The following is a 22,289-nucleotide window of genomic DNA, read 5'->3' as shown; positions in this document are numbered from 1 at the left end:
ACATGACCAAAGCGACCGCCGGCAGGCGCGGATACGACCAGGCACGCAGTGACCGGCGCCTGGGCGTGGGCATTGTCATTTCGGTCGTGCTGCACGGCCTGTTGCTGTCGCTGCAGTTCGGTGTGCCCGGCCTCGACTTTGGCGGCGGGGGACCGATCAACGTCACCCTGGCGCCTTCCCCGGCAGCGCCGCCGTCGGCCGCGCCGACTTCTCCATTGCCTGAAACGCCGGCGCCGCTTGCGCCACCCACGACGCCTGCGCCACCGCCGGCCCCGGCGCCGGCGCGCGGGCTGCGCCTGGTTGACTCACCGCCGCCGCCGATCGTCCAGGCCGAGGCGCGTCCACCGGCCCAGGCGCGGCGGCCGAAGCGCCCCAAGCCGCCCGCGCCGAAGCGCAGGCTGCGCGAGGTGCCGCCCCCGGTGATCGTGGCCGCCCCGGATCCGGAATCGGAATTCACCGTTCCCGTGCCCTTGCCGGACGTCGTCCCTGAACCGGCGTTCGATGCGCCGGCACTGGCCGACGCGGTCGCCCGAGAAGCGCCGGAGGAACCGGCCGAGTTGGCCGACCCCGGTCCGGATCTCGTTGCGCAGGAGGCCGAGGAAGAACGCCGGCGCCTGTTGGCGGCGCAGCAGGAGCTGGAACGGCTGGCCCAGGCCGAGCGTGAAGCCGCCGAGCGCCTGGTGCAGGAAAGGGCCGAACAGGAGCGGTTGGAACAGGAACGGCGCGCGCAGGAGCGCCGTGTGGCCGAAGACGAGGCCCGGATCGCGCAACTGCGCGAGGCCGAGCGTTTGCGGGCCCAGGAACAGGCCGCGCGCGAGCAGGCCGAGCAGCGGCTGGCGCAGCAGGCTGCCGAGCAGGCGCTGCAAGAGCGGATGCAAGAACAGGCGCTGGCGCGCCAGCGCGCCGAAGAAGAAGCGCTGCGCCAGGCGCAGATGCAGGAGCGGATGCGGGAGCAAGAGCACGCCGAGCGGCAACGCCTGGAAGCGCAGCGTTTCGCGCAAGAGGAGGCAGAGCGCCGGCGCATCGAGGAATTCGCGCAGCAGCAACTGGCACAGGAGCGCGCACGCCAGCTGGCGCAGCAGCAGGCGGAAGAACAGGCGAAACGACAGGCGCAACAGCAAGCGGAACAGCGGGCGCGCGCCGAGGCCGAACGCCTCGCCCGCCAGCAGGCGGAAGAAGCCGCGCGCCAGGCCGCCGCGCAGCGGATGCAGGCACAGGCGCCCGGCCCTGGCGCGGGCGCGGCGGCGATGGAGTCCATGCCCGTCGGCCCGGGCCAGGGAGTGGGTCGGGGCACCGGCAGCGGCGGCGGAAGCCAGCCCGGCGCCGGCTCGGTGGCCGGCTTGCCCGGCAATCGCGCGAGAGAGCTGCTGCGCGGCGTGACCATTCCCAATGTGGATGCGCCCGCCACGCCGGCCGAGCGGGCGATGGGCGGGCGCCGGGTGCTGGCCGACGGCGGCGAGCGCGACGCGCCGCTGCGCCTCTATGTCGACAGCGTGCGCCAGAAGCTGGAGCGCAACGCGGTGCTGGGAGGCGCGCGCCTGTCGCTGCAGGACGTGCGCATCGATCCCCTGGTCAGCGTGTCGCTGCGCAGCGACGGCAGCATCGACGACGTCACCATCATCCGATCGAGCGGACGGGCCGACATGGACGACGCGGTGCGCCGCTTCGTGCGCCTGAACGCCCGCTATTCCGCGTTTCCGCCGAATGTCGCCGCACAATTCGACATCATCGAGATTCGCCGCATCTGGCGCTTCGCCGATGGACTCAAGCTGATCGAAGAGATGCGCTGAACCACCCTGTGCGAAGCCCGGCACGTTTTTCCCGCCGTACCAGACCTGACGCCGCCGTTCGCCATTTGAGACGCTGCAAAGCCAAGCCCGATGGACGCCGTACTCTGAACTGAATCGTTCACTTACTGCGTCTATTTTTGATAGGCAACAATCATGGCTCGGTTTCGTTCAGTTGCAATAAGGGATTTGTCGCGGGCTTTACGATGCGCACCACGGTCGCTTCGCGCGCCGGTGTCCGTGTCCACCATCGCCCTGATGTTTGCCTTGTGTCTCGCCCTGTCGGCCTGCGCGACCGGCATCGGCTTCGGTGAGGCGGCGCGTTCGGGCGGTCCCGGCGATGCGTCGGCGCCCACCACCGAGCTGATCACCGAAACCCTTATCGAAAAAGAGCGCGCGGCGCAGGCCAGCGTCGCCCGGCAAGACCTCTCACCCCTGTTCGTGTCCCGGCCGCCGCCGTATACCATCGGGCGCGGCGACATCCTGTCGATCGTGGTCTGGGACCATCCGGAGCTGGCCGCCGGCGGCATGACCATGGCCACCTCGGCCGCCGACAGCGGCGTCGTCCAGCCGAACGCGACGCCGCCAGGCTTCGCGGTCGACCATCAGGGCCGCATCCAGTTCCCCCTGATCGGCCTGCTCAGCCTCGACGGCAAGACCGAGGAAGAAGCGCGCGCTCTGCTCACCGGCAAGCTCGCCCGCTATATCGCCAATCCGAACGTCACCTTGCGCGTGCAGGCCTACCGCAGCCGCCGCGTCTACGTCGATGGCGAAGTGCGCACGCCCGGCCTGCAGGCGATCGACGACATCCCGATGACCCTGGTCGAGGCGCTGAACCGCGCTGGCGGCATGCAACCGGCCGCGGACCAGAGCCGCATCGTGATCGAGCGTGGCGACGTCCGTTACCACGTCAATCTGCGCGAGCTGGTGCAGAAGGGCGTCAATCCGGGCACCATCCTGCTGGCGCATGGCGACGTCGTGCGCGTGCATTCGCGCGACGAGAGCAAGGTGTTCGTCTCGGGCGAGGTGATCTCGCCGAAGGCGCTCACCATGCACAATGGCCGGCTCACGCTCAACGAAGCGTTGGGCGAGACGGGCGGCATCAGTCCCTTGAGCGGCGATGCGCGCCAGGTGTACGTGGTGCGCAAGGCGCCGGACCGCACCCGCGTGTTCCGGCTCGACGCGCGCGACTCCGGCGCGCTGGCGATGGCCGAGACCTTCGAGTTGCGGCCCAAGGACGTCGTGTACGTCGCGGCCTCGCCGCTGGCGAACTGGAACCGCCACCTGAGCCTGCTGTTCCCGGGCGCGCTGACGAATGCCGTTGGCGTCACGAATCGTCCCTGAGTAGCGCCACTGCCTATGCTGTCCCGAGGAGTACCGCCATGACCAGCCCGCACGAGGCGCATTCGCTCAAACAGGTCTCGCACAGCCCGCCGGTGCTGTCGGTGCCGTTCGACCCGCGCCCACCCGAACCCTTGCCCGAGGAATCCGCGGTCGACCTGAAGGGCTATCTCAATACGCTGTACGACAGCCGCTGGCTCATCGGCAGCATCACGGCGATCATCACGATCGTCGCCGTCCTGTATGCGCTGGTGGCCAACCCGGTCTACGAAGCGAACCTGATGATCCACGTCGAGGAAGAAAGTCCGAACGCCTCGAAGAACATCCTGAGCGAGGCCTCGTCGCTGTTCGAGACCAAGAAGGCGGCGATCGCCGAGATGGAATTGCTGCGCTCGCGCATGGTGGTCTCGCGCGCGGTCGACAACCTGCAGCTGTACGTCGAGGTGCAGCCGAAGTATTTCCCGGTGCTGGGTTCGTGGTTCGCCAACCAGAATGGCGGCGCGCTGTCGAAGCCCGGGCTGTTCGGCTATGGCGGCTTCGTATGGGGCGGCGAGCGCGCGGCCGTATCGGTGTTCGAGGTCCCCGATAATTGGCTCAACCGTGAATTCGTGATCACCGCGCGCGCCAACAACCGCTATCGCTTTTCCGGAGGCGGCCAGCGCATCGCCTTCGACGCCAGCGTCGGCCAGCGCTACCGGGTGCAGACGCCGGACGGGCTGGTCGAGATCAAGGTCGACCGCCTGGTCGCCAATCCCGGCGCGCGTTTCAAGATCAAGCGCAAGTCGCGCCTGGGCACGATCCAGGGCATCCAGCGCTCCATGGTGATCACGGAGCAGGGCAAGCAGTCGGGTGTGATCGAAGTCAAGATGCAGGGCCAGGACGCCGACCGCATCAACAGCCTGCTGAGCGAGATCGGCCGCGAATACATGCGCCAGAACCTGGCGCGCAAGACCGAGGAAGCCGAGAAGTCGCTGGCTTTCCTGAACCAGCAATTGCCGATCCTGAAGCGCCAGCTGGAACAGTCCGAAGACCGCTATAACCAGTTCCGCAATGCCCATGGCACGGTCGACCTGCGCGAAGAGGCGCGCATGAGCCTGGCGCAGGCGGCGGCCGCGCGCGCGCGCCGCATGGAGCTGATGCAGAAAAAGACCGAATTGCTGGCCCGCTTCACCGAAGACCATCCGGTGGTCGCCGCCATCAATCGCCAGCGGCGCGAGGTCGATGCCGAAATCGAGGCGATCGCGGCCCGCATCCGCACCTTGCCGGTGATGGAACAGGACGAGGCGCGCCTGACTCGCGACATCAAGGTCAATACCGACCTTTATACGGCGCTGTCGAACACGGCCCAGCAGCTGCGCCTGATCTCGGTTGGCCGGGTCAGCAATGTGCGCCTGGTCGATGCGCCGATCGAGCCCGAGCGGCCGATCAAGCCGAACAGGCCGTTGATCGTGGCGCTGGCGGTGGTCACCGGGCTATTCCTCGGCACGCTGCTCGCCTTCACCCGCAAGACGATGCGCGGCGGGATCGACGACCCGGCCAAGATCGAGCGGCTGTTGCGGGCGCGGGTCGTGTATGCGTCCATTCCGCACAGCGGCAACGAGGACAAGCTCATGCGCAAGGTCAAGCCGGACGGCGGATTGCCGCTCCTGGCCCAGATCCTGCCCGAAGACCCCGCCATCGAGAGCCTGCGCAGCTTCCGCGCCGCCTTGCGCTTTTCCATGCCGCATTTCAAGAACAACGTGGTCATGATCGCCGGTCCCACGCGTGGGCTGGGAAAATCCTTCGTGACCGCCAATTTCGCGGCGGTGATGGCGGCCAGCGGCATGCGCGTACTGCTGATCGACGCCGACCTGCGCAACGGGCACCTGCACCGCTACTTCGGCATCGATCGCTCGCGCGGCCTGTCGCGGGCGATCGCGGGCGCCATGCCGGTCGACGAGGTCATCCACCGGAGCGTGCTGGATAACCTGGATTTCATCCCGACCGGAGAGTTGCCGACCAACCGTTCGGAATTCCTGCTGCAACTGAATCTTGGAAATCTGCTCGAGCTGGTCAGCGGGCGCTACGACCTGGTGCTGCTCGACCCGCCGCCCTTGCTGGCGGTGGCCGATGCGCTCATCATCGGCGCCCATGCCGGCGCCGTGTTCATCGTGGCCCGCTCGGGCGTGACGACAGAGAACCACATCAATGAGTCGATCAAGCGCCTCAACCACGCCGGCATCTCGCCGCGCGGGGTGCTGTTCAACGACATGGCGCTGCGTCTGGGCGAATACCGCTCGCAGTACGGGACGGCGCAACTGGGGTACGCGGCGTGAGGGAAGGGCGGGCGGCGACCTGGCCACCATGATGCGCCCGCGCCGTTGTTGGTGTTTGTGACTATGCCTGTGCCTGCGCCTGCGCCTGTGACTGTGACTCTGCCCGCCTGCGGCCCCGCCGCAGGGCCTGGCGCACTACGGAGTGAGCACAGCATCCATTCCATCGTACGGTATGCCGGCAAGCGAGTACGCCGACATGGTGTACCCAGGCCGGCGAGTGCACTGGCCTGCGTACTCGCCGACCGGCATCGATCCACTCAATCCGGCGACAGGACCGACACGGAGGGACGTTTGGCGCGTGGAGTGAGCAGCCAGTCCTTCACTGCCCGGCGGATGCGGAAGGTGTTGCGCTCGAACGCCAGGTAGAACACATAGGCGAAGCCGATCAGGCCCAGCAGAAGCGCGCCGTACCAGAGGTAATCGGGCGTCACGAAGGGATCGAGCTGCTCGCGTCCGAATGCCTGGCCGCCGATGTGGATCGCCAGGAAGATCAGCGGCAGGTGGGTGACGTACAGCGTGAACGAGAACTCCGAGAAGAAGGTGGCGATGCCGTTGATGCGCAGGAAGCGCGGCGCGGAAGGATCGAGCGGCTGGTGCAGCGAGGACAGCAACAGCAGCAGGGGGACGCTGCAGATCATGTCTTGCACGAAGGATTCCGGCACCAGTTCGTTATTGCTGCCGGTCAGCCGGTAATAGCTGAACAAGCCCATCGTCAGCAGGCCCAGCACCAGGCGCAAGCCGTTCCCGCAATGCAGCTCGATGCGCGAGAATGCCGCCCCGAGCAGCCACAGCATGAAGTACATCGAGATCATCTTCGGCAGCACGATCACCAGCAGCACGAAGGCGGCCGCGCAGGCGAGGCGCTTGAAGCGGCCATGGCCGAACAGCACCAGGGCCAGCAGCGGAAACTGCACGTAGTACCAGGTCTCGTAGGTCAGGCTCCACAAGGCGTAGTTGCCGCCAAAATTAGGGACGAGGAAGGTCTGCAGGCCGAGCAGGTTGCCGACGAAGCTCGAGGCCGAGTAGTTATTTGACGGCGACACATCGATCGCCCCGGGCTGCGCCACGCCGATGGCCAGGCCGATCAGGAGGATCAGTACCAGGGTCGGCAGCAGGACGGTCCACAGGCGTGTGATGCGGTCGATCGCGTAGTTGGCGAGGGCGCGCGGCTGGTGCAGTCGGTTCAGCAGGCTCCCGCCGACGAGCCAGCCGCTGATCAGGAAGAACACCACCACCGCCTGGTGGGCGAAACCGGTCACGAAGGCGAATACCTGGTAGGCAAACGTCGGGTCTTCCAGCGAGCGCAGGCCGGGATAGATTTCCGAGCGCAGGTGGCCGGCGGCGACCTCGAGCGCGGCAGCGCCGCGCAGCAGCGAGAGCGCCAGCGATTGCAGCGGATGGTCGTGCAGGTTGGATTGGGCCCGACAGCGGATCGTGGGAAGCGAGAGGGACGGCATGTTGAAGCTCCTTTCTGCGTAAGTTAACAGGTATCCCAGGGATAGGGATGGCTGTTGCCCGACAGCGCCAGGGCCACCAGGATCATCCAGTAGCCGACGTGCGCGAACTCCATCAGCCAGGCGCCGACCGCGAATACCGGCAGCGACCACCACATCGCCGGCAGCAGCCGAGCACGCTCCAGGTCGCCCGACCAGGCGGCGCCGAGCAGGCTGGCGGCGACGCCCAGCAGCCAGCCGCTGAGCGCCTCGGCGGCCGTATGCTCGCCCGTGACGACCAGCAGCGCCGCGACGACCAGGCCCAGCAGCAGGCCGAGCGCCAGGCCTGTCCGCGCCGCGGCCTGTCCCTGGCGCGACAGCACCACCCAGGCCGCGAACGGATAGAGCGCGCCGACCAGTGTCGCGTGGCCGCTGATCGCCTTGAACTCGAGCATGGAGAAATCGGTGCCCCAGCCCAGGTGCGCGATCTTGCTGCCGCCGACCAGCACCACTGCCGCGCCGAAACACGCGCCCCAGCGCAGCGCCGTGCGCCATGCCCCGGCGGCCAGCAACCAGGCCGCCAGCGCCGCTCCCAGCGGCAGCGCGACACCGAGGTCGCCCAGGTGCAGCACGCTCAGCATCGCCTGATCTTCCACGTGATGCCTAGCGAGCGATCGCGACGAGGGTGCGCAGGATGATCTTCACGTCGATCCAGAAGGTCCGCTCGCGCACGTAGCGCACGTAGTAGTGCAGCTTGGCCGGCAGCACGGTGTCGATATAGGCGCGTTCCGGGTCGCCGGCGCGCGCCAGCACCGCGTTCTCATCCTTGTAGAGGATCGAGGCCCAGTCGGTGATGCCGGGCGCGACCGACAGCACGATGCGGCGCAGCGGCTCGGGATAGTGGGCGACGTAGCGCGGCACTTCGGGCCGCGGTCCGACCAGGCTCATGCTTCCATTGACGACATTGAACAGCTGCGGCAGCTCGTCCAGCTTGTAGCGGCGCAGCACGGCGCCGGCGTGGGTGATGCGCGGGTCGGCGCCGACCGTGAGTTCAGGACCGCCGTCCGGTCTCTGGTGCATGGTGCGGAATTTATAGATCGTAAACAAGGTCGCGCCGCGCCCGACGCGCTGCTGGCGGTACAGTACCGGGCCTGGCGAATCCCACTTGATCCACAAGGCAATCGCGAGCAGCAAGGGCGACAGCAGCAGCAAGCCCGCCAGCGACGCCGCCAGGTCGAACAGGCGCTTGCTCATGACAGCAGGTCGTGCAGTGCCACGATGACCCGTTCCTGGTCGGCATCGCCCATGCGGGTGTACAGCGGCAGGGACAGCATCGCCCCGAAGGCGGCCTCGGCGACCGGGAATTCGGCGGCGCGCAGGCCGTAGCTGTCGCGCCAGTAGGGCTGGCGGTGCAAGGGGATGAAATGCACGCTGGTGCCGATGCCGCGTTCGGCCAGCCTGGCGATCAGCGCGTCGCGTCCACCGTGCGCGATGCCTGCGCCGTCCGCACTGTCCCCGCCGCCAGGCGCCGCGCGCTCCAGGCGCACCACGTAGAGGTGCCAGGCGTGGGTCGAGCCGGAACCCGTCTCCGGGCGTGCCGGAAGGACCAGGGGCAGCCCGGCCAGCGCCGCATCGTAGCGCTCGGCGAGCATGGTGCGGCGTTGCTGGAAGCGGTCGATCTTGCGTAATTGCTCGATGCCGATCGCGGACGCGATATCGGTCAGGTTGTACTTGAAGCCGGCGGCAACCACCTCGTAATACCAGGACGGCGTGCGCGCGGTATAGCGGTCGAAGGCGTCGCGGCTGATGCCATGCAGGCGCATGCAGCGGATCCGTTCGGCCAGCCGCGGGTCGCGCGTGACGACCATGCCGCCCTCGCCGGTGGTCATAGTCTTGTTGGCATAGAAGCTGAACACCGTCACGTCGCTGTCGAGCGTGCCCACCAGGCGGCCGCGGTGGCGCGTCGGGAAGGCATGGGCGGCGTCCTCGATCACGCGCAGGCCGTGGCGGCGCGCGAGACGGCCGATGGCGTCCATGTCGGCGGCCATGCCGGCGAAGTGCACCGGGACGATGGCGCGCGTGCGCGGTGTGATCGCGGCGGCCACCGCGGCCGGATCCAGGTTGAGCGTGTGCGGGTCGGCATCGACGAACACCGGCCGCGCGCCGAGGTAGCGCACGACTTCCGCGCTCGCGGTGAAGGTCAGGGTCGGCACGATGACTTCGTCGTCCGGCCCTACGCCGGCCGCTTCCAGCGCCAGGTGCAGGCCGGCGGTGGCGGAATTGACGGCGATCGCCTCGACCTCGGCGCCGAGATAGTCGCGAAAGGCCGTTTCGAAGCGCCGCGTGACGGGGCCGGTGGTCACCCAGCCGGAGCGCAGGCAGGCTTCGACCGCGCGGATCTCTTCTTCGCCGATGTCGGGCAGGGCGAAGGGCAGGAAAGTATCGGCAACGGCAGCGGCGGCAGCGGGAGCGCGCGGGGGCTGGTCAGGCATGGTGGGTCTCCTGTGCGAGTACGGCAAGGAAGCGTCGGGCCAGGACCGGATAGCTCAGGTGGTCCAGCACATGGCGGCGGCCGCGCTCGCCCAGCGCCCGGCGCGTGCGTGGATCGAGCGCCATCAGGCGCGCCAGTCCCTCGGCCAGGGCGGACGGATCGTCGGGCGCCACGCTGACGCCGCAGCCGGTTTCCGCCACCGGATCGTTGCCGGCCTCGACCGCATGCAGGACCGGGCAGCCCGCCATCATGTAGTCGAGCAGCTTGTTGGGCGCGATGCCGAAGCGGTACAGCGGCTGGCGCCGCCAGCCGAGGAAGGCGATGTCGAAGCGCGCCAGCAGGGCCGGGATGGCGCGCTTGGGCACCGGATCGGCGAAGTGGACGTGGTCGAGTCCGAGCGAGCGCGCCTGGCGCCGCAGCCGGTCCTTCTCGGGCCCGGCGCCGACCAGCACGAAGGCGAGCGGCCGCTGGCGCAGCAGGTGGGCGGCGTCGAGCAGGGTGTCGAGCGCATTGGCCAGGCCGTGGCTGCCGGCATAGCCGACGATCGATCGGCCTTCGGCGCGCAGCTTGTCGAGGCGGGCAAGAAGGGGGGCGGCGGCGGACGATAATGGGTCCGGTCCCTGGCATGGTGCATCCGCATGGGGCGGCGTGGTGCCGGAGTCCGGCCATTCGTCAGGATCGACGCCGTTCGGGATCAGGTGCAGCTTGTGCGGCGCCATGCCGCGCGCCTCCAGGTGTTCGCGCACCCGGGGGAGGATCGAGACGATGGCGTCGGCATGGCGGCAGGCGTGGTTCTCGGCCGCCTGCAGCAGCATGATGAAGGGGTGATGGCGCGAATGGCCGCCCAGTTCCATCGGCGACAGCGGCCACAGGTCGTGCACCTCGTGCAGAAGGCGCGCTCCCGCCAGGCGGGCGATCCGGTGCGCCGGCCAGATGTCGAGCGGATAGGTGCTGGAGGCGATCACGGCTTGCGGCGCGAAGGTCTGCGCCAGGCGCGGCGCCTCGCGCCACAGGCGCGCCACGAAGGCCAGCATATTGCGCACGCGGCCGGCGCCATTGCCGGCGTAGGCGGGTGTGCGCAGCCAGGTGTAGTGGATGCCGTCGATGTCCTCGACGAGGCGGTCGCGACCGGCCATGGTGGGGCCCTGGCGGCGCAGGTGGGAATGCGAGGCGGCCACGATGTGCACCCGGTGCCCGGCGCGCACCCATTCGCGCGCCAGGTAATAGGGGCGGTACTCCATCCCGTGGTGGACCGAGCCGGCGTAGTGGTTGACGAGGAGGATGTTCATAGTCGTCATCTGCGTCATATGCGCCACGCCATCTCTTCCACCAGCCGCCGCCAGTTGCAGCGGGTGTTCTCGATCCAGTTGGTTTCCCATTGCACCGGGTGGGTGAGCATGCAGATGCGTTCGTAGTGGCCGAGGGCGGCGAAGGGCGACATCGGCGTGTAGTAGACGGGATGCTTACGGTCGCTGATGTACAGGTCGAAGCCGCGCAGCAATTCGGCATCGTAGGATTCGCACTCGATGCCGCAGCGGGTGCGCAGCGCGCGGTCGCGCAACAGCTCGTGGTTGATCACGTTCAGGCGGCGGTTGGCGAAGTCGCCATGGCTGGCCACGGTGGCCAGCGGCGCGCCCAGGCGCGACGCGATCTGGCCGATATTGCGTGCGAACAGCTCGCGGATCTCGGGAAAGCGCCGGCGCAGTTCGTCGCCCTTGCGGATGCGGTGGCGCTTGGCGAAATCGGCGACCTCTTCGTAGTGGTAGCTCGCTTCGCTGCCGGCTGCTTCGATCTCGCGCATGAAGCCGTAGTCGAGGGTGCACAGGCGGAAGTAATAGCTGGCCCGGACCCCGTGCCGCGCCTCGAGCGCGAACATCTTCCTTGCCGTGCGCAGGTCGCTGTCGATGTCGTGGCGGTGCACCAGCGTCTTGCGCGGCGCTTGCTCGCGGTGCAGGTTGCGGAAGAAGCTGCGCACCGATACCTGCGCATACCCGGCGTCGTTGGCCGCCTGCAGCAGGGACGCGTACTCGCCGAGGCGGCTGGGCATCAGGTAGTCGGCATAGACCCGGTTCAAGAAAGTCTTCATTGCAGCGATCTATTGAAGAAAATACCGCGCACGATAGGGCTGGAAGCCCAGGATGGTCTTGAAGGTCTTGAGGCCGGGCTGGGCGCCGAAGAAGGTGTCGTACATGACGTAGCGCACCTGCCGTTCGTCGATCAGGCGGCTGATGGTTTCCACCAGCAGCAGGTGCATGACGCCGTCGTTATTGCGATAGCCCAGCATTTGCGAAAAGGCGGCGAAATTGCCATAGATGCCCAGGCTCGCATAAGCGACCAGTTTTCCCTGTGGATCGAGAATGCCGTGATGGCGGAAATGCGGCAGCGTGACGAATGCCTCGTGTTTCTCGGTATATTTGCGGTCCATCGGGCGGCCTTGCCGCATATCGAGCGAGGTATTGATCGCGTGGATGTCGTCGATATAATCGTTGCGGTCGATATCGACGAAACGGTAGCCGCGTTTGCGCGCCCGTTTCGCGTGATAGCCGCCGTGGTTCTTCGCCTTGATTCTCTCCTCGTAGGCGTGGCGGTCGGCGAAGCGCGACAGGTCGATCAGCGCCGCGCCGACGGTCTTGGCGCGAATGAGCCGAAAACGCGGATGCGGCCGGGTGAAGGCGCGGTAGGTCGTGCGGATATCTTCCGGATCGATATGCTCGTGAAAGCAGAGCTTTGCTACCGGCAAATTAATGGCTTGAATAAATGTATTGTAGTGTTGCAAGAACATATTCTCACCTCTAAGTCTGCAATACACGATAAGGTGGATCGCCGTGCGATTCCTTGAAACCGCTTAAACGATGGGCGCTGGCGCGGGGTGGATTCATTGTTGTCCGCTAGGTCAGCGCCAGGCGGTGCGCCAGTGGATGCCGGGTCAGGTCGGCATAAAAGCGCACCAGCTTCTGCGCCTCGTTTTTCCAGTTATATGTTTGTTCGACGGCACGCCGGCCATTGGCGCCCATGCGCCGGGCCAGCGTTGGCTCCTGCGCCAGGCGGTCGATGGCGGCGGCGATGGCGGCCGGATCGCGCGGATCGACGCACAGGCCGCACTCGCTGGCCTCGACGATGGCGCGCCAGCGCGGGAAATCCGACGCGATCACGGGAATGCCGGCCGCCATGTACTCGAACATCTTGACCGGCAGCGCGTCGCGGTAGCTCGCGGTCGGCAGCAGGGTGACCAGGCCGGCGAACGCGTTTTCCATGACCCGGCCCACGCCGGCGCGGTCGAGGTGGCCGAGTGCGCGGATGCGGGTCCAGCCCGGCAGCAGCGCCACCTCGCGCGCGAGCGCCGGGTCGGCGAAGCTGCCGGCCAGGGCCAGCCGGGCCGGGGTGCGCAGCAGGGCGCAGGCCTGCACCATTTCGCGGATGCCGCGGATCGCCGAGATGCTGCCGACGTAGCAGATATCGGTGCGCGCGTCCCAGCTGCGCTCGGGAGAGAATTCCTCGGGGACCGGATAGTTGGCGACGTCGATCGTCCGCGCATTGCAGTGCTCCAGCCGCTCGCGGATATGGGGAGTGGCGGCCAGCAGGCCGTCGAGGCGGGCGCAGGCGTAGCGTTCATAGCGCGCGTACAGGGCCGCCGCCATGCGCGCGATGCCGGGGGCCAGATACGGTTTGTCGAGCAGCTGGGTCGGCACGTCTTCGTGGGCGTCGAACACGACCCGCATGCCGGCGCGCCGCAGGCGCAGGCCGGCCGGCAATAGCTCCGGGTCGTGCAACTGGTAGGCGTCGGCATCGAAGGCCAGCGCGAGCGCGGCGACCCGGCGCGTGGTCCACAGCATGCGGTCCAAACGGCCCACGAGGGCGTTTGGACGGCGCTCCGACGGTCTGTCCGCGCGTTTCCCGGCGTCGACGATCCGGACGCCGTCGCGCAACTCGTCGCCGAGGCCGTCGGCCACCACCAGGATGACCTCATGACCGTGGCTGGCCAGCGTGCGGCATTGCTTGACGAAGATCCTGGTGTCGTAGCGCGGATGCGCCGAGGTCAGGTGGACGATGCGCGGCATGTTTCCTCTCGTAGGCATAGCGGCTGCAGGCGCCGAGGGTGGCGCTGAGCAGCATGTCAGTGAAGTAATGGGACGACACCAGCAACAGGACGGTCACGCAGGCGAAGGCGAAGGCCAGCAGGAACAGCGGGCGCCGGCGCGCGGCGAAATACTCGTGGAAGAACATCGGCGTGATTGGGACGATGGCGAGCGCCGCCACGTAGAGCATGCCGAACAGGCCGAGGTCGACCCAGGCCGACAGCACGTTGTGCGAGTAATGGCCGGGCTTGTAGCTGCCATAGTCGCCCAGGATGGGATGGGCGGCGATCGATTGCACCGCGTGCACGGTCAGCTGCTGGCGCTTGTTGGCCGAGGTCGAATGCGACAGGTCGAACAGTTCGAGGATGCGGTTCGAGGGCAGGGAAGCCAGGATCTGGTCGAGGTAGAGGCCGACGGTGGTGGCGATGCACACGCCGGCCAGCACGAAGTACAGCTTGTGGCGCGAATAATAGAATTCGATCAGGGGAATCGCGAACAGCAGGGCCACGAACTCGCTGCGCGCGGTGTTGACGAACAGGGTGGCCGCCCCCAGGGCATGCAAGGCCAGGCGCAGCGGCAGGTTCCGCGTGAAGGTGGCCACCGCGAGGTAAGTAAACAGGTAGGAGCGCGAAAAACCCTGGTAGGTGGCGAGCGCATTGGTATCCTTGGCGATGCCGAGCGCGCCGAGGTAGAACACGCCGTCGACCGAATACGAGAACACGATGGCCGACATCCCGGCCAGGCCGAGCAGGCCGACGACGCGGAAGCGCCGGCTGTCGAAGTCGATGAAGCTGAACTGGATGTAGACCAGCACCATGAACAGGATGGCGAGCATGTGGTAGGTCACGATCGCGCGGTTGGCGCCGGCCGCCGCATTGACCATCACCACGCCCACGAAATACGCGAAGAAGACGCCGTAGTGGACGTCGACCAGGGTCAGGCGCTGTGCCTCGCGTCGCATGCGGGCAAGGTAGACCAGGCACATCGGGCCGGCAAAGGCCAGCGCCACCGGGGCGAAGTAGCCGCCCAGGAAGGCGCCGGTGGTGCCGGTGCCGAGCAGGGTGTGATAAAAGAAGAAGCCCGGGAACAGCATGAAGAAGCAGGCGATCATCAGCCATTGCTCGCGCCGGGCGCGCGCCGCGCCGCGGGGCTGGGTGGGGCCGCCCTGCAGCGCCAGCTGCCAGGTGTCGGGTGCGCCGCCGGGATGCAGGGCAGGCGGTGGCGCGGGATGCGCACTGGGATGCGGAGTGGACAAGCTATTCATGCGGCCGCCAGCCCGTTGCGCGAGCAGTTCCAGGACATGTGCAGGTAGACCAGGTAGAGGCAGGAATAGCCGATCACGTACCACAGCACGTTCTCGTGCACGCTGCCCGGCAGCAGGAAGGCGCCGAGGGTGGTGGCGAACAGCGTCACCTGCCACAGCAGGTCGGCCTTCTGGCGGCCGGCCACGAAGAACACATAGCTCAGCGGACTGGCGACAAAGTTCAGCAGGAACAGCGGCGCCATCAGCTGGGCCAGCTCGCCCGCCTCGCGCCAGGAGGCGCCGAACACGGTGGCGAACAGGGTCGGGGCGAAGGCCATCAGCAGCAGCGCCGGGCCGATGCCCAGCACCAGCAGGGCCTTGAAGGTATGGCGGTAGGTGCGGCTGCAATTGCCGTGCTCGCGGAATTCGAGCACAGATTCGCGCTTGAAGACCTCGAGCACCGAGGCCGCCAGCAGCGACACCGGCGCCGACAGCACGCGCTGGGTCAGCGCGTACAGGCCGGCGGCCAGCGCGCCGTGGCGCATCCCGATCAGGAACAGGGGCAACTGGCTGACGGCGCCGTTGAGCAGGTTCGAGGGCAGCGAGTAGCGCCAGAAGGCCTGGTGGCGCCTCAGGTAGGCGCGCTGGCCGAGGTCGGGCAGCCAGGCGATGGGCGCGCGCGGCGGCTGCAGCAGGCGCCGCGCGCACAGGTAGCCGGCCAGCAGGCCGCACAGGTGGCCGGCGATCAGGCCCGACCCGCCAAGGCCGGCGTACAGCAGCGTGAGCTGGGTGAGGACGATGACGGCGGCCGCCACCACCTTGGCGCGCGCCGCCTTGCCGAAGGCATTGTGCGAGGTGGCGTAGGCGAGCGTGGTCTGCATGCAGGCGATCAGCCAGGCGCCGGCGCCGATGGTGAGCAGGGCCGCCCATGGCAGGTGCAGGGCGGGCTCGAAGCCGGCCAGCCGCGCCACTGTGGCGATCAGGGTCAGCAGCAAGGCGGCGATGGTGGCGCTGTAGAACACGACCCGGAAGCAGGTGCGCTGGTGCCGCTCGTCGTGGTCGAGGATCATCGCCGCCTCCATGCGCAGGGTGGCGCCGATCGCCGACAGCGCGATCACGCCGAGCCAGACGCTGTAGGCGCCCATCTCTTGCGGCGTGCACATGCGCGTCAGCAGCGGCGCCGCCAGCAGCGGCAGGGCCTGCGCGCCGAGGGCGCCGCCGAGGACGGTGGCGACGTGGCGCCAGAATGGCGGCAGTTGCCTCATGAGGTGGTGGCGGGCGTGGCGGTCGAGGCGGCGGTGGCGGCAGTCGGTGCAGGCGCCATCTGTTCCGCCGCCACGGCCGGCATCGCGTCACGCGCCTGGCAGGCGTCGAGCAAGGCCCTGGCCACCCGCTGCACGCTGGCGTCGTCGAGGAACGGCCCCATCGGCAGGCTCAGGACGCGCCGGGCCAAACCCTCGGCCACCGGATAGGTGTCCGGCGCCAGGTGGGCATAGGCGGCCTGGCGGTGGATCGGCACCGGATAGTGGACGGCGGTCGGGATGCCGGCGGCGGCAAGCTGCCCACGCACCCGTTCACGGTCGTCGACCAGCACCGTGTACTGGGCATGGACGCTGCTGCGGTCGTTGCGCACGGCGAGGACGGGAACCTGGTGGCGCAGCAGCGCGTCGTACCCGGCCGCGGCGCGCTGGCGCTGTTCGACCTCCCAGTCGAAGCGTTTGAGCTTGGCCAGCACCACGGCGCACTGCAGGGTGTCCATGCGTCCACCCACGCCCAGCCGGGTGTGCACATAGCGGTGCGACTGGCCATGGACGCGGATTTCGCGCATGGCCTGGGCCAGGGCGTCGTCGTCGGTGAACAGGGCGCCGCCGTCGCCATAGCAGCCCAGCGGCTTGCTGGGGAAGAAGCTGGTGCAGCCGATCGTGGACAGGTGGCAGCTCTGGCGGCCGCGGTAGGTGGCGCCGAAGCTCTGGGCGGCATCCTCGATGACGGCGATGCCATAGGGTTCGGCGATGGCGTTGATGGCGTCCATGTCGGCCGGCTGGCCGTACAGCGAGACCGGGAGGATGGCGCGCGTGCGCGGCGTGATGCGCTCGGCGATCAGGCGCGCATCGATGTTGCCGGTGGCGGCTTCGACGTCGGCGAACACCGGTGTGGCGCCCACCAGCATCACGGCTTCGGCCGCGGCGATGAAGGAGAACGGGGTGGTGATCACCTCGTCGCCGGACTTGATGCCGAGCGCCATCATGGCGATGATGAGCGCCTCGGTGCCGGACGACACGGTGATGCAGTGGCGCGCGCCGGTGCGGGCCGCCAGGCGCGCCTCGAGCTCGGCGACCTCGGGGCCGAGGATGTACTGGCCGTGGTCGAGGACGGCCTGGATGCGGCCGTTGATCAGCTCGCGCGAGGCGAGATATTGCGATTTGAGGTCGATGAAGTCCATGACTTATCCTCGTGCGGGGCTGTGGCTCGAGCTTGGGTTCGGGTTGTCGCCCGGCGGGTTGCTTGCGCTGTCGGCCGGACGGCAGGCGCCGTCTTGCAATACATAGGGCTCGCCGGTATGCGGGCAGCGGGCTTCGCCGTTGCCGGTGAGGGGCAGGGCCAGGCGGTCGCCGGTGCGGCTGATCCAGCCGATCTGGCGCGCCGGCACGCCCGCCACCAGCGCATGCGGCGCGACGTCGCGGTTGACCACGGCGCCGGCGGCGACGAAGGCGTACTGGCCGATCGTCACGCCGCACACGACGGTGGCATTGGCGCCGATGGTGGCGCCGCGCCGCACCAGGGTGCGCCGGTACTCGTGCTTGCGCGGCACCGCCGCGCGCGGGTTGTAGACGTTGGTGAACACCATGCTGGGACCGCAGAAGACGTCGTCTTCCAGCGTCACGGCATCGTAGATCGAGACGTTGTTCTGGATCTTGACCCCGTTGCCGATGCTCACGTCGTTGCCGACGAAGACGTTCTGGCCCAGCGAGCAGGCGGCGCCGATGCGCGCGCCGGCGCAGACGTGGGCAAAGTGCCAGACGTGGGTGTCGTCGCCGAGCTGGGCGCCGCGGTCGACGATGGCGCTGGAATGGATGATGATGGCCATGGTCAGTACTCCAGCGGCAGGGCGACGCGGCGGCCGTCGCGCGCCGAGCGGTAGGCGGCGACCAGCACCTCGAGCGACTTCAGGCCTTCGCGCCCGTCGGTCTCGGGCTCGGCCTCGCCGCGCAGCACGCGGATCACGTTGTCGTAGTAGAGCGGATGGCCGAAGCCATAGACCGAGGTGGTCTGGTAGCTGGCATCAGGCACCAGGGCGTCGTCGGGATCGGCTTGCGCGAATTCCCATTGTTGGACCTCGTTGACGGCGACACCGCCGATGCGCGCGCTGCCATGTTCGCCGAGGATGGTGATCGAGCCTTCGAGGTTGCGCGGCCAGGTCAGCATGGTGACGTTCATCGAGCCCAGCGCGCCATTGCGCCAGCGCAGACTCATCACGCCGGTGTCCTCGACCTCGATGTCGCGCGCCAGGGTGGCGGTATAGGCTTGCAGGCTTTCGATCGGGCCGACGATCCATTCGAGCAGGTCGACGTAGTGGCTGGCCTGGTTCATGAAGGCGCCGCCGTCGAATTCCCAGGTGCCGCGCCAGCCGGCGCTGCGGTAGTACTCCTCGGGGCGGGTCCAGAACACATTGAGGTTGACCATGTAGATGCGGCCGAAGCGCTTTTTCTCGACCGCGCGCTTGAGCAGCTGCAGGGTGGCGTTGCGGCGGTTCTGCTTGACCACGAACAGCCGCACCCCGGCCTCGTCGGCGGCGGCGACCATGCGCTTGCCGTCTTCCCAGCGCGTGGCCATCGGCTTCTCGGTGATCACGTGGCGGCCGGCCGCGGCGATGCGAATCGCCTGGCCCGGGTGCAGGCCGGACGGGGTGGCGAGCACGAAGGCGTCGGCATCGAGCTCGGCCAGCATGCGGTCGAGGCTGGCATACGGACAGGCGCCCGTGATGCCGGCGGCTTCTTCGCGGGCGTGCGGGTCGATGTCGCATACGCCGGCCAGTTCGCAGCGCTCGGCGTGCTCGCGCATGGCGTTCATGTGGTTGCGGGCGATGCGGCCGCAGCCGACCAGGGCGAAGCGGATCTTGCGGTCGCGGATGGGGGGAGAATATTGGCGCATGCGGGCTCCGGGCGTGATGGTGGGCAGCGATGGTCGGGCGTGGAGGGTCGGATCGGAGGATCGGGCCGGGCGCGTCAGGCCTGCACCACGTTCGGCAAGCGGTTCGGGTAGACGCCGCGGGTGTCCACGATCAGGTTGGCGTACTGCCGCACGAGGTCGTAGTCGAAGGCGCTGTGGCTGGTGGCCAGCAGCACCACGTCATAGGATGCGAGCGAGGACGGAGTGAGGGGTACGCTCGACAGCTCGAAGCGGTGTTCGCGCATGCGCGGAAAGACCGGGACGTGCGGGTCGGAATAGTCGACCGCGGCGCCGCGCGCGCGCAGCAGCTCCATCAGCGCCACCGAGGGCGATTCGCGCATGTCTTCGACGTCCTTCTTGTAGGAGATGCCCAGCACCAGGATGCGGCTGCCCATCACCGCGCGGCCGCGCTCGTTGAGGGCGTCGGCCACCTTGCCCACCACCCAGCCTGACATGTCGCTGTTGATCTCGCCGGCCAGCTCGATGAAGCGGGTGTGCAGGCCATATTGACGCGCCTTCCAGGTGAGATAGAAGGGATCGATCGGGATGCAGTGCCCGCCCAGGCCGGGGCCGGGGTAATACGGGGTGAAGCCGAACGGCTTGGTGGCGGCGGCGCGGATCACCTCGTGGATGTCGATGCCCATGCGGTCGGCGATGATTTTCATTTCGTTGACCAGGCCGATGTTGACGGCGCGGTGGATGTTCTCGAGCAGCTTGGTCAGTTCGGCCGCGCGGGTCGAGCTGACCGGCACCACCGTGTCGATGGCGGCGCGGTACAGGGCCAGGCCGGCTTCCAGGCAGGCATTGGTGGAACCGCCGCATACCTTGGGGATGGTGCGGGTGTGGAAATCTGGATTGCCCGGGTCTTCGCGCTCGGGCGAGAACACGAGGAACACGTCCTGGCCGACGCGCAGGCCGCGCGACTCCAGGCGCGGGCGCAGCTCTTCCTCGGTGGTGCCGGGATAGGTGGTGCTCTCGAGCGACAGCAGCTGGCCGGGCCGCATGTGCGGCAGCAGGGATTCGACGGTGCCGATCACGAATGACAGGTCGGGCTCGCGGTAGGCGGTGAGCGGGGTGGGAACGCAGATGATCAGGGCGTCGGCCTCGCTCGTGCGCGCGAAGTCGGTGCTGGCCATGAAGCCGGCGGCGCGCGCCTCTTCGATCGCCGCGGCGCCGATGTGCGCGATATAGCTGCCGCCGCGGTTGAGGCGCGCGACCTTGTCGGCGTCGACGTCGATTCCGAGGACACGGAAGCCTTCGGCGGCGTAGCGCAGCGCCAGCGGCAGGCCGACGTAGCCGAGGCCGATGATGCCGATGACGGCATGGCGGTCGCGCAGCCGGGCCAGCAACTGCTCCAGGTGAACTGATTGGTTCTCGTCTCGCATGGGTTTCCTCGACAATAACGGTATGACGGCGATGTATGACAGCAGGTATGACGGCAACGCAGTGACGGTGACGGCGTGTAGCGGTGGCGCTGGCCGGTTCTAGATACGGAACGGCACGAACTTGCGAATCAGGCCGGCAGGCACGGGCTCCTCGACCGGCGCCTGCGGCAACGGCGCCGGCGCCCCCGGCAGGTATTCGGACACGATGGCCTTGACCATCGACTCGATGGGGCCGCGCTCGTGGGTCTCGCAGGCCATCATGAGACAGGTGATGCAGGTCTCGAGCACATTGGGCCTCAGCGCGCTCTCCTTCATGCGCATGATGCGCTGGTGCTCGCTCGGGAAGACGGTGCCGTCGGTGAGCAGTTCTTCGTGCAGTTTTTCGCCCGGGAACAGGCCGATGAACTGGATCTCGATGTCACCGCGCGGCTGCTGGGGCGTGCGTTCGGTGAGGCCGTGCATGGCGATCATGGTGCGCGCCAGGTCGAGGATGCGTACCGGCTCGCCCATGTCGAGCACGAACACGTCGCCGCCCTTGGCCATGGCGCCGGCCTGGATCACCAGCTGGGCCGCCTCGGGGATGAGCATGAAGTAGCGCGACACCTCGGGATGGGTGATCGTCACCGGCCCGCCGCGCGTGATCTGGCGCTGGAACAGGGGAATCACGGACCCCGAGGAGCCCAGTACATTGCCGAAGCGGACCATGCAGAACGTCGTGCCTGCCTTGTTGCCCGCGCCATGGGCCGGGCCATGGCCGTCGCCATGGGCGGCGCCACCGCCTGCGCCGTCGCCCGGTGCGCAGCCACCGGCGGCGCGGGCCGCCGCGGCCTGGAAGATCAGCTCGGCGATGCGCTTGCTGGCGCCCATGATATTGGTCGGCCGCACCGCCTTGTCGCTGGAGATCAGCACGCAGGTCTGGACGCCGTGCCGCGCCGCGCCGGCGGCGATGATCTGGGCTCCCAGCACATTGTTGCGCAGGCCTTCGACGATATTGGTCTCGACCAGCGGCACGTGCTTGTAGGCGGCGGCATGGTAGATGGTGTCGATGCCGCCGGCGGCCAGCACGCGCTCGACCAGGTCGGCATTGCAGACCGAGCCCAGGTGGGCGTGGATGGGCAGGTCGGGGAAGCGCACCGCCAGCTCCTGCCGGATGGTGTACAGGGCGTATTCGGAGTGGTCGATCAGGTGCAGGCGCGCCGGGCTCAGGGTGACGATCTGGCGACACAGCTCGCTGCCGATGGAACCGCCGGCGCCCGTCACCAGCACCCCCCTGCCGCGCACGCAGCGCGCGAACAGGTCGAGGCGCGGGGGCACCGGCGGCCGGCCGAGCAGGTCTTCGAACTTGATTTCGCGGATGGCGTCGCGCAGGACCGACTTGTCGCTGGCCTTGTCGTCGGCCAGGTCGACCAGCCGGGTGAGGATCTTGGTGGGCACGCCGGCCTGGCCCAGGCGCTGCATCAGCTCGCGCAGGCGTTCGGGTGCGGCGGCGGGCAGGGCGATGACGATGGTGCGGATGCCGAGCGCGGCGCCGAGCTCGACCAGGCGCGAGGTGTGGAACACGCGCAGGCCGGCCACGGTGCGCTCGTTCAGCGCGTGCTTGTCGTCGAAGAAGCACAGCGGGCGGTACTCGTCGCCGTCGCGCATGGTCTGGGCCAGCCGGGCGCCGGCCTCGCCGGCGCCGTAGATGGCGACCGCCAGCGCCTTGCCGGCGCAGGGGCCGCGCTTGCTGCGCAGCAGCTTGCGCACGCCGATCCGCGATATGACGACATAAGAAAAAGCGATGAACCAATATATCGCCAGCGCGCTGCGCGGAAATCGGGCCTCATTGAGGAATACCAAAGTGAGGTAGGCGCATAATACGGCAATGCCCAATGCGAGACCGGTGAGGGTGAGCAGGCGGTGGTCGATAAAGCGAATGACGGCGCGGGGCTTTGTTGCACAAATCGGCCCATCAGCGGCCGAGGCGCAGCACGGGTAAACTGACGGCATGATTGCTCCCGTAAAGCTGAAGTACCGAACGACCAACTGGAAAGACTACAACGCGGCAT

Annotated in this window: 18 protein-coding genes; 3 read left to right on the top strand and 15 right to left on the bottom strand. The window is 68.1% G+C overall.

Annotated elements, in window-relative coordinates:
* Window positions 1–2 precede the first annotated feature (2 nt).
* From J3U95_RS21655 to J3U95_RS21645, 3 genes are all read left to right on the top strand, one after another.
* Window positions 3–1,790, top strand: a complete 1,788-nt coding sequence (locus J3U95_RS21655) for an energy transducer TonB (protein WP_208280721.1) — start codon at window positions 3–5, stop codon at window positions 1,788–1,790.
* Window positions 1,791–2,027: 237 nt separating this feature from the next.
* The gene (locus J3U95_RS21650) at window positions 2,028–3,131 is read left to right on the top strand and encodes a polysaccharide biosynthesis/export family protein (RefSeq protein ID WP_370662098.1); all 1,104 of its coding nucleotides are present in this window, start codon (window positions 2,028–2,030) and stop codon (window positions 3,129–3,131) included.
* Window positions 3,132–3,169: 38 nt separating this feature from the next.
* Window positions 3,170–5,443, top strand: coding sequence for a polysaccharide biosynthesis tyrosine autokinase (locus tag J3U95_RS21645; RefSeq protein ID WP_208280719.1), 2,274 nt, complete (start codon window positions 3,170–3,172; stop codon window positions 5,441–5,443).
* Between the two features lie 257 nt (window positions 5,444–5,700).
* On the opposite strand, the gene J3U95_RS21640 is transcribed toward J3U95_RS21645, so the two are convergent.
* From J3U95_RS21640 to J3U95_RS21570, 15 genes are all read right to left on the bottom strand, one after another.
* Window positions 5,701–6,900, bottom strand: a complete 1,200-nt coding sequence (locus tag J3U95_RS21640) for an acyltransferase family protein (RefSeq protein ID WP_208280718.1) — start codon at window positions 6,898–6,900, stop codon at window positions 5,701–5,703.
* Window positions 6,901–6,923: 23 nt separating this feature from the next.
* Window positions 6,924–7,532 (bottom strand): hypothetical protein, encoded by a 609-nt coding sequence (locus tag J3U95_RS21635; protein WP_208280717.1) that lies wholly within the window; start codon window positions 7,530–7,532, stop codon window positions 6,924–6,926.
* A gap of 7 nt (window positions 7,533–7,539) precedes the next feature.
* Entirely contained in the window at window positions 7,540–8,130 is a 591-nt protein-coding gene (locus J3U95_RS21630; RefSeq protein WP_208280716.1) for a sugar transferase, read from the bottom strand.
* Window positions 8,127–9,368 (bottom strand): DegT/DnrJ/EryC1/StrS family aminotransferase, encoded by a 1,242-nt coding sequence (locus J3U95_RS21625; RefSeq protein ID WP_208280715.1) that lies wholly within the window; start codon window positions 9,366–9,368, stop codon window positions 8,127–8,129. The genes J3U95_RS21630 and J3U95_RS21625 overlap by 4 nt, the downstream gene beginning before the upstream one ends.
* The gene (locus tag J3U95_RS21620) at window positions 9,361–10,656 is read right to left on the bottom strand and encodes a glycosyltransferase family 4 protein (protein ID WP_208280714.1); all 1,296 of its coding nucleotides are present in this window, start codon (window positions 10,654–10,656) and stop codon (window positions 9,361–9,363) included. Before J3U95_RS21620 ends, J3U95_RS21625 begins: the two co-directional genes overlap by 8 nt.
* A gap of 14 nt (window positions 10,657–10,670) precedes the next feature.
* A complete protein-coding gene (locus J3U95_RS21615) occupies window positions 10,671–11,453 on the bottom strand; it encodes a polysaccharide deacetylase family protein (protein WP_208280713.1) in 783 nt (260 codons plus the stop codon).
* 9 nt (window positions 11,454–11,462) lie between these two features.
* Complete coding sequence (locus J3U95_RS21610; protein ID WP_229520013.1) at window positions 11,463–12,107, bottom strand: hypothetical protein; 645 nt, start codon at window positions 12,105–12,107, stop codon at window positions 11,463–11,465.
* Between the two features lie 148 nt (window positions 12,108–12,255).
* Window positions 12,256–13,425: a glycosyltransferase gene (locus J3U95_RS21605; RefSeq protein ID WP_208280711.1), complete on the bottom strand. Its 1,170-nt coding sequence runs from the start codon at window positions 13,423–13,425 to the stop codon at window positions 12,256–12,258.
* Entirely contained in the window at window positions 13,331–14,707 is a 1,377-nt protein-coding gene (locus tag J3U95_RS21600; RefSeq protein WP_208280710.1) for an O-antigen ligase family protein, read from the bottom strand. Before J3U95_RS21600 ends, J3U95_RS21605 begins: the two co-directional genes overlap by 95 nt.
* Window positions 14,704–15,951 carry a lipopolysaccharide biosynthesis protein gene (locus J3U95_RS21595; RefSeq protein WP_208280709.1) on the bottom strand — a complete coding sequence of 416 codons (1,248 nt, stop codon included), beginning with the start codon at window positions 15,949–15,951 and terminating at the stop codon, window positions 14,704–14,706. The genes J3U95_RS21600 and J3U95_RS21595 overlap by 4 nt, the downstream gene beginning before the upstream one ends.
* Window positions 15,948–17,129, bottom strand: a complete 1,182-nt coding sequence (locus J3U95_RS21590) for a DegT/DnrJ/EryC1/StrS family aminotransferase (RefSeq protein WP_208280708.1) — start codon at window positions 17,127–17,129, stop codon at window positions 15,948–15,950. Before J3U95_RS21590 ends, J3U95_RS21595 begins: the two co-directional genes overlap by 4 nt.
* 3 nt (window positions 17,130–17,132) lie before the next feature.
* The gene (locus tag J3U95_RS21585) at window positions 17,133–17,774 is read right to left on the bottom strand and encodes an acyltransferase (protein WP_208280707.1); all 642 of its coding nucleotides are present in this window, start codon (window positions 17,772–17,774) and stop codon (window positions 17,133–17,135) included.
* Window positions 17,775–17,776: 2 nt separating this feature from the next.
* Window positions 17,777–18,838: a Gfo/Idh/MocA family protein gene (locus J3U95_RS21580; protein WP_208280706.1), complete on the bottom strand. Its 1,062-nt coding sequence runs from the start codon at window positions 18,836–18,838 to the stop codon at window positions 17,777–17,779.
* A 74-nt stretch (window positions 18,839–18,912) separates the two neighbouring features.
* Window positions 18,913–20,241 carry a nucleotide sugar dehydrogenase gene (locus tag J3U95_RS21575; RefSeq protein WP_208280705.1) on the bottom strand — a complete coding sequence of 443 codons (1,329 nt, stop codon included), beginning with the start codon at window positions 20,239–20,241 and terminating at the stop codon, window positions 18,913–18,915.
* Between the two features lie 99 nt (window positions 20,242–20,340).
* Entirely contained in the window at window positions 20,341–22,230 is a 1,890-nt protein-coding gene (locus tag J3U95_RS21570) for a polysaccharide biosynthesis protein (protein WP_307728406.1), read from the bottom strand.
* Window positions 22,231–22,289: the final 59 nt, after the last annotated feature.

The sequence above is a fragment of the Massilia oculi genome (assembly GCF_017582745.1).
Lineage (GTDB): Bacteria > Pseudomonadota > Gammaproteobacteria > Burkholderiales > Burkholderiaceae_D > Telluria > Telluria oculi_A.
The sequence above is the reverse complement of the archived record's forward strand: the minus strand, read 5'-3'. Positions and strand labels throughout refer to the sequence as shown.

Excerpts from the sequence above, each read along its gene's own strand:
- J3U95_RS21655 (WP_208280721.1), top strand. The coding sequence starts at position 3 with ATGACCAAAGCGACCGCCGGCAGGCGCGGATACGACCAGGCACGCAGT.
- J3U95_RS21645 (WP_208280719.1), top strand. The coding sequence starts at position 3,170 with ATGACCAGCCCGCACGAGGCGCATTCGCTCAAACAGGTCTCGCACAGC.
- J3U95_RS21640 (WP_208280718.1), bottom strand. The coding sequence starts at position 6,900 with ATGCCGTCCCTCTCGCTTCCCACGATCCGCTGTCGGGCCCAATCCAAC.
- J3U95_RS21630 (WP_208280716.1), bottom strand. The coding sequence starts at position 8,130 with ATGAGCAAGCGCCTGTTCGACCTGGCGGCGTCGCTGGCGGGCTTGCTG.
- J3U95_RS21625 (WP_208280715.1), bottom strand. The coding sequence starts at position 9,368 with ATGCCTGACCAGCCCCCGCGCGCTCCCGCTGCCGCCGCTGCCGTTGCC.
- J3U95_RS21620 (WP_208280714.1), bottom strand. The coding sequence starts at position 10,656 with ATGAACATCCTCCTCGTCAACCACTACGCCGGCTCGGTCCACCACGGG.
- J3U95_RS21615 (WP_208280713.1), bottom strand. The coding sequence starts at position 11,453 with ATGAAGACTTTCTTGAACCGGGTCTATGCCGACTACCTGATGCCCAGC.
- J3U95_RS21605 (WP_208280711.1), bottom strand. The coding sequence starts at position 13,425 with ATGCCGCGCATCGTCCACCTGACCTCGGCGCATCCGCGCTACGACACC.
- J3U95_RS21600 (WP_208280710.1), bottom strand. The coding sequence starts at position 14,707 with ATGAATAGCTTGTCCACTCCGCATCCCAGTGCGCATCCCGCGCCACCG.
- J3U95_RS21595 (WP_208280709.1), bottom strand. The coding sequence starts at position 15,951 with ATGAGGCAACTGCCGCCATTCTGGCGCCACGTCGCCACCGTCCTCGGC.
- J3U95_RS21590 (WP_208280708.1), bottom strand. The coding sequence starts at position 17,129 with ATGGACTTCATCGACCTCAAATCGCAATATCTCGCCTCGCGCGAGCTG.
- J3U95_RS21585 (WP_208280707.1), bottom strand. The coding sequence starts at position 17,774 with ATGGCCATCATCATCCATTCCAGCGCCATCGTCGACCGCGGCGCCCAG.
- J3U95_RS21580 (WP_208280706.1), bottom strand. The coding sequence starts at position 18,838 with ATGCGCCAATATTCTCCCCCCATCCGCGACCGCAAGATCCGCTTCGCC.
- J3U95_RS21575 (WP_208280705.1), bottom strand. The coding sequence starts at position 20,241 with ATGCGAGACGAGAACCAATCAGTTCACCTGGAGCAGTTGCTGGCCCGG.
- J3U95_RS21570 (WP_307728406.1), bottom strand. The coding sequence starts at position 22,230 with ATGCCGTCAGTTTACCCGTGCTGCGCCTCGGCCGCTGATGGGCCGATT.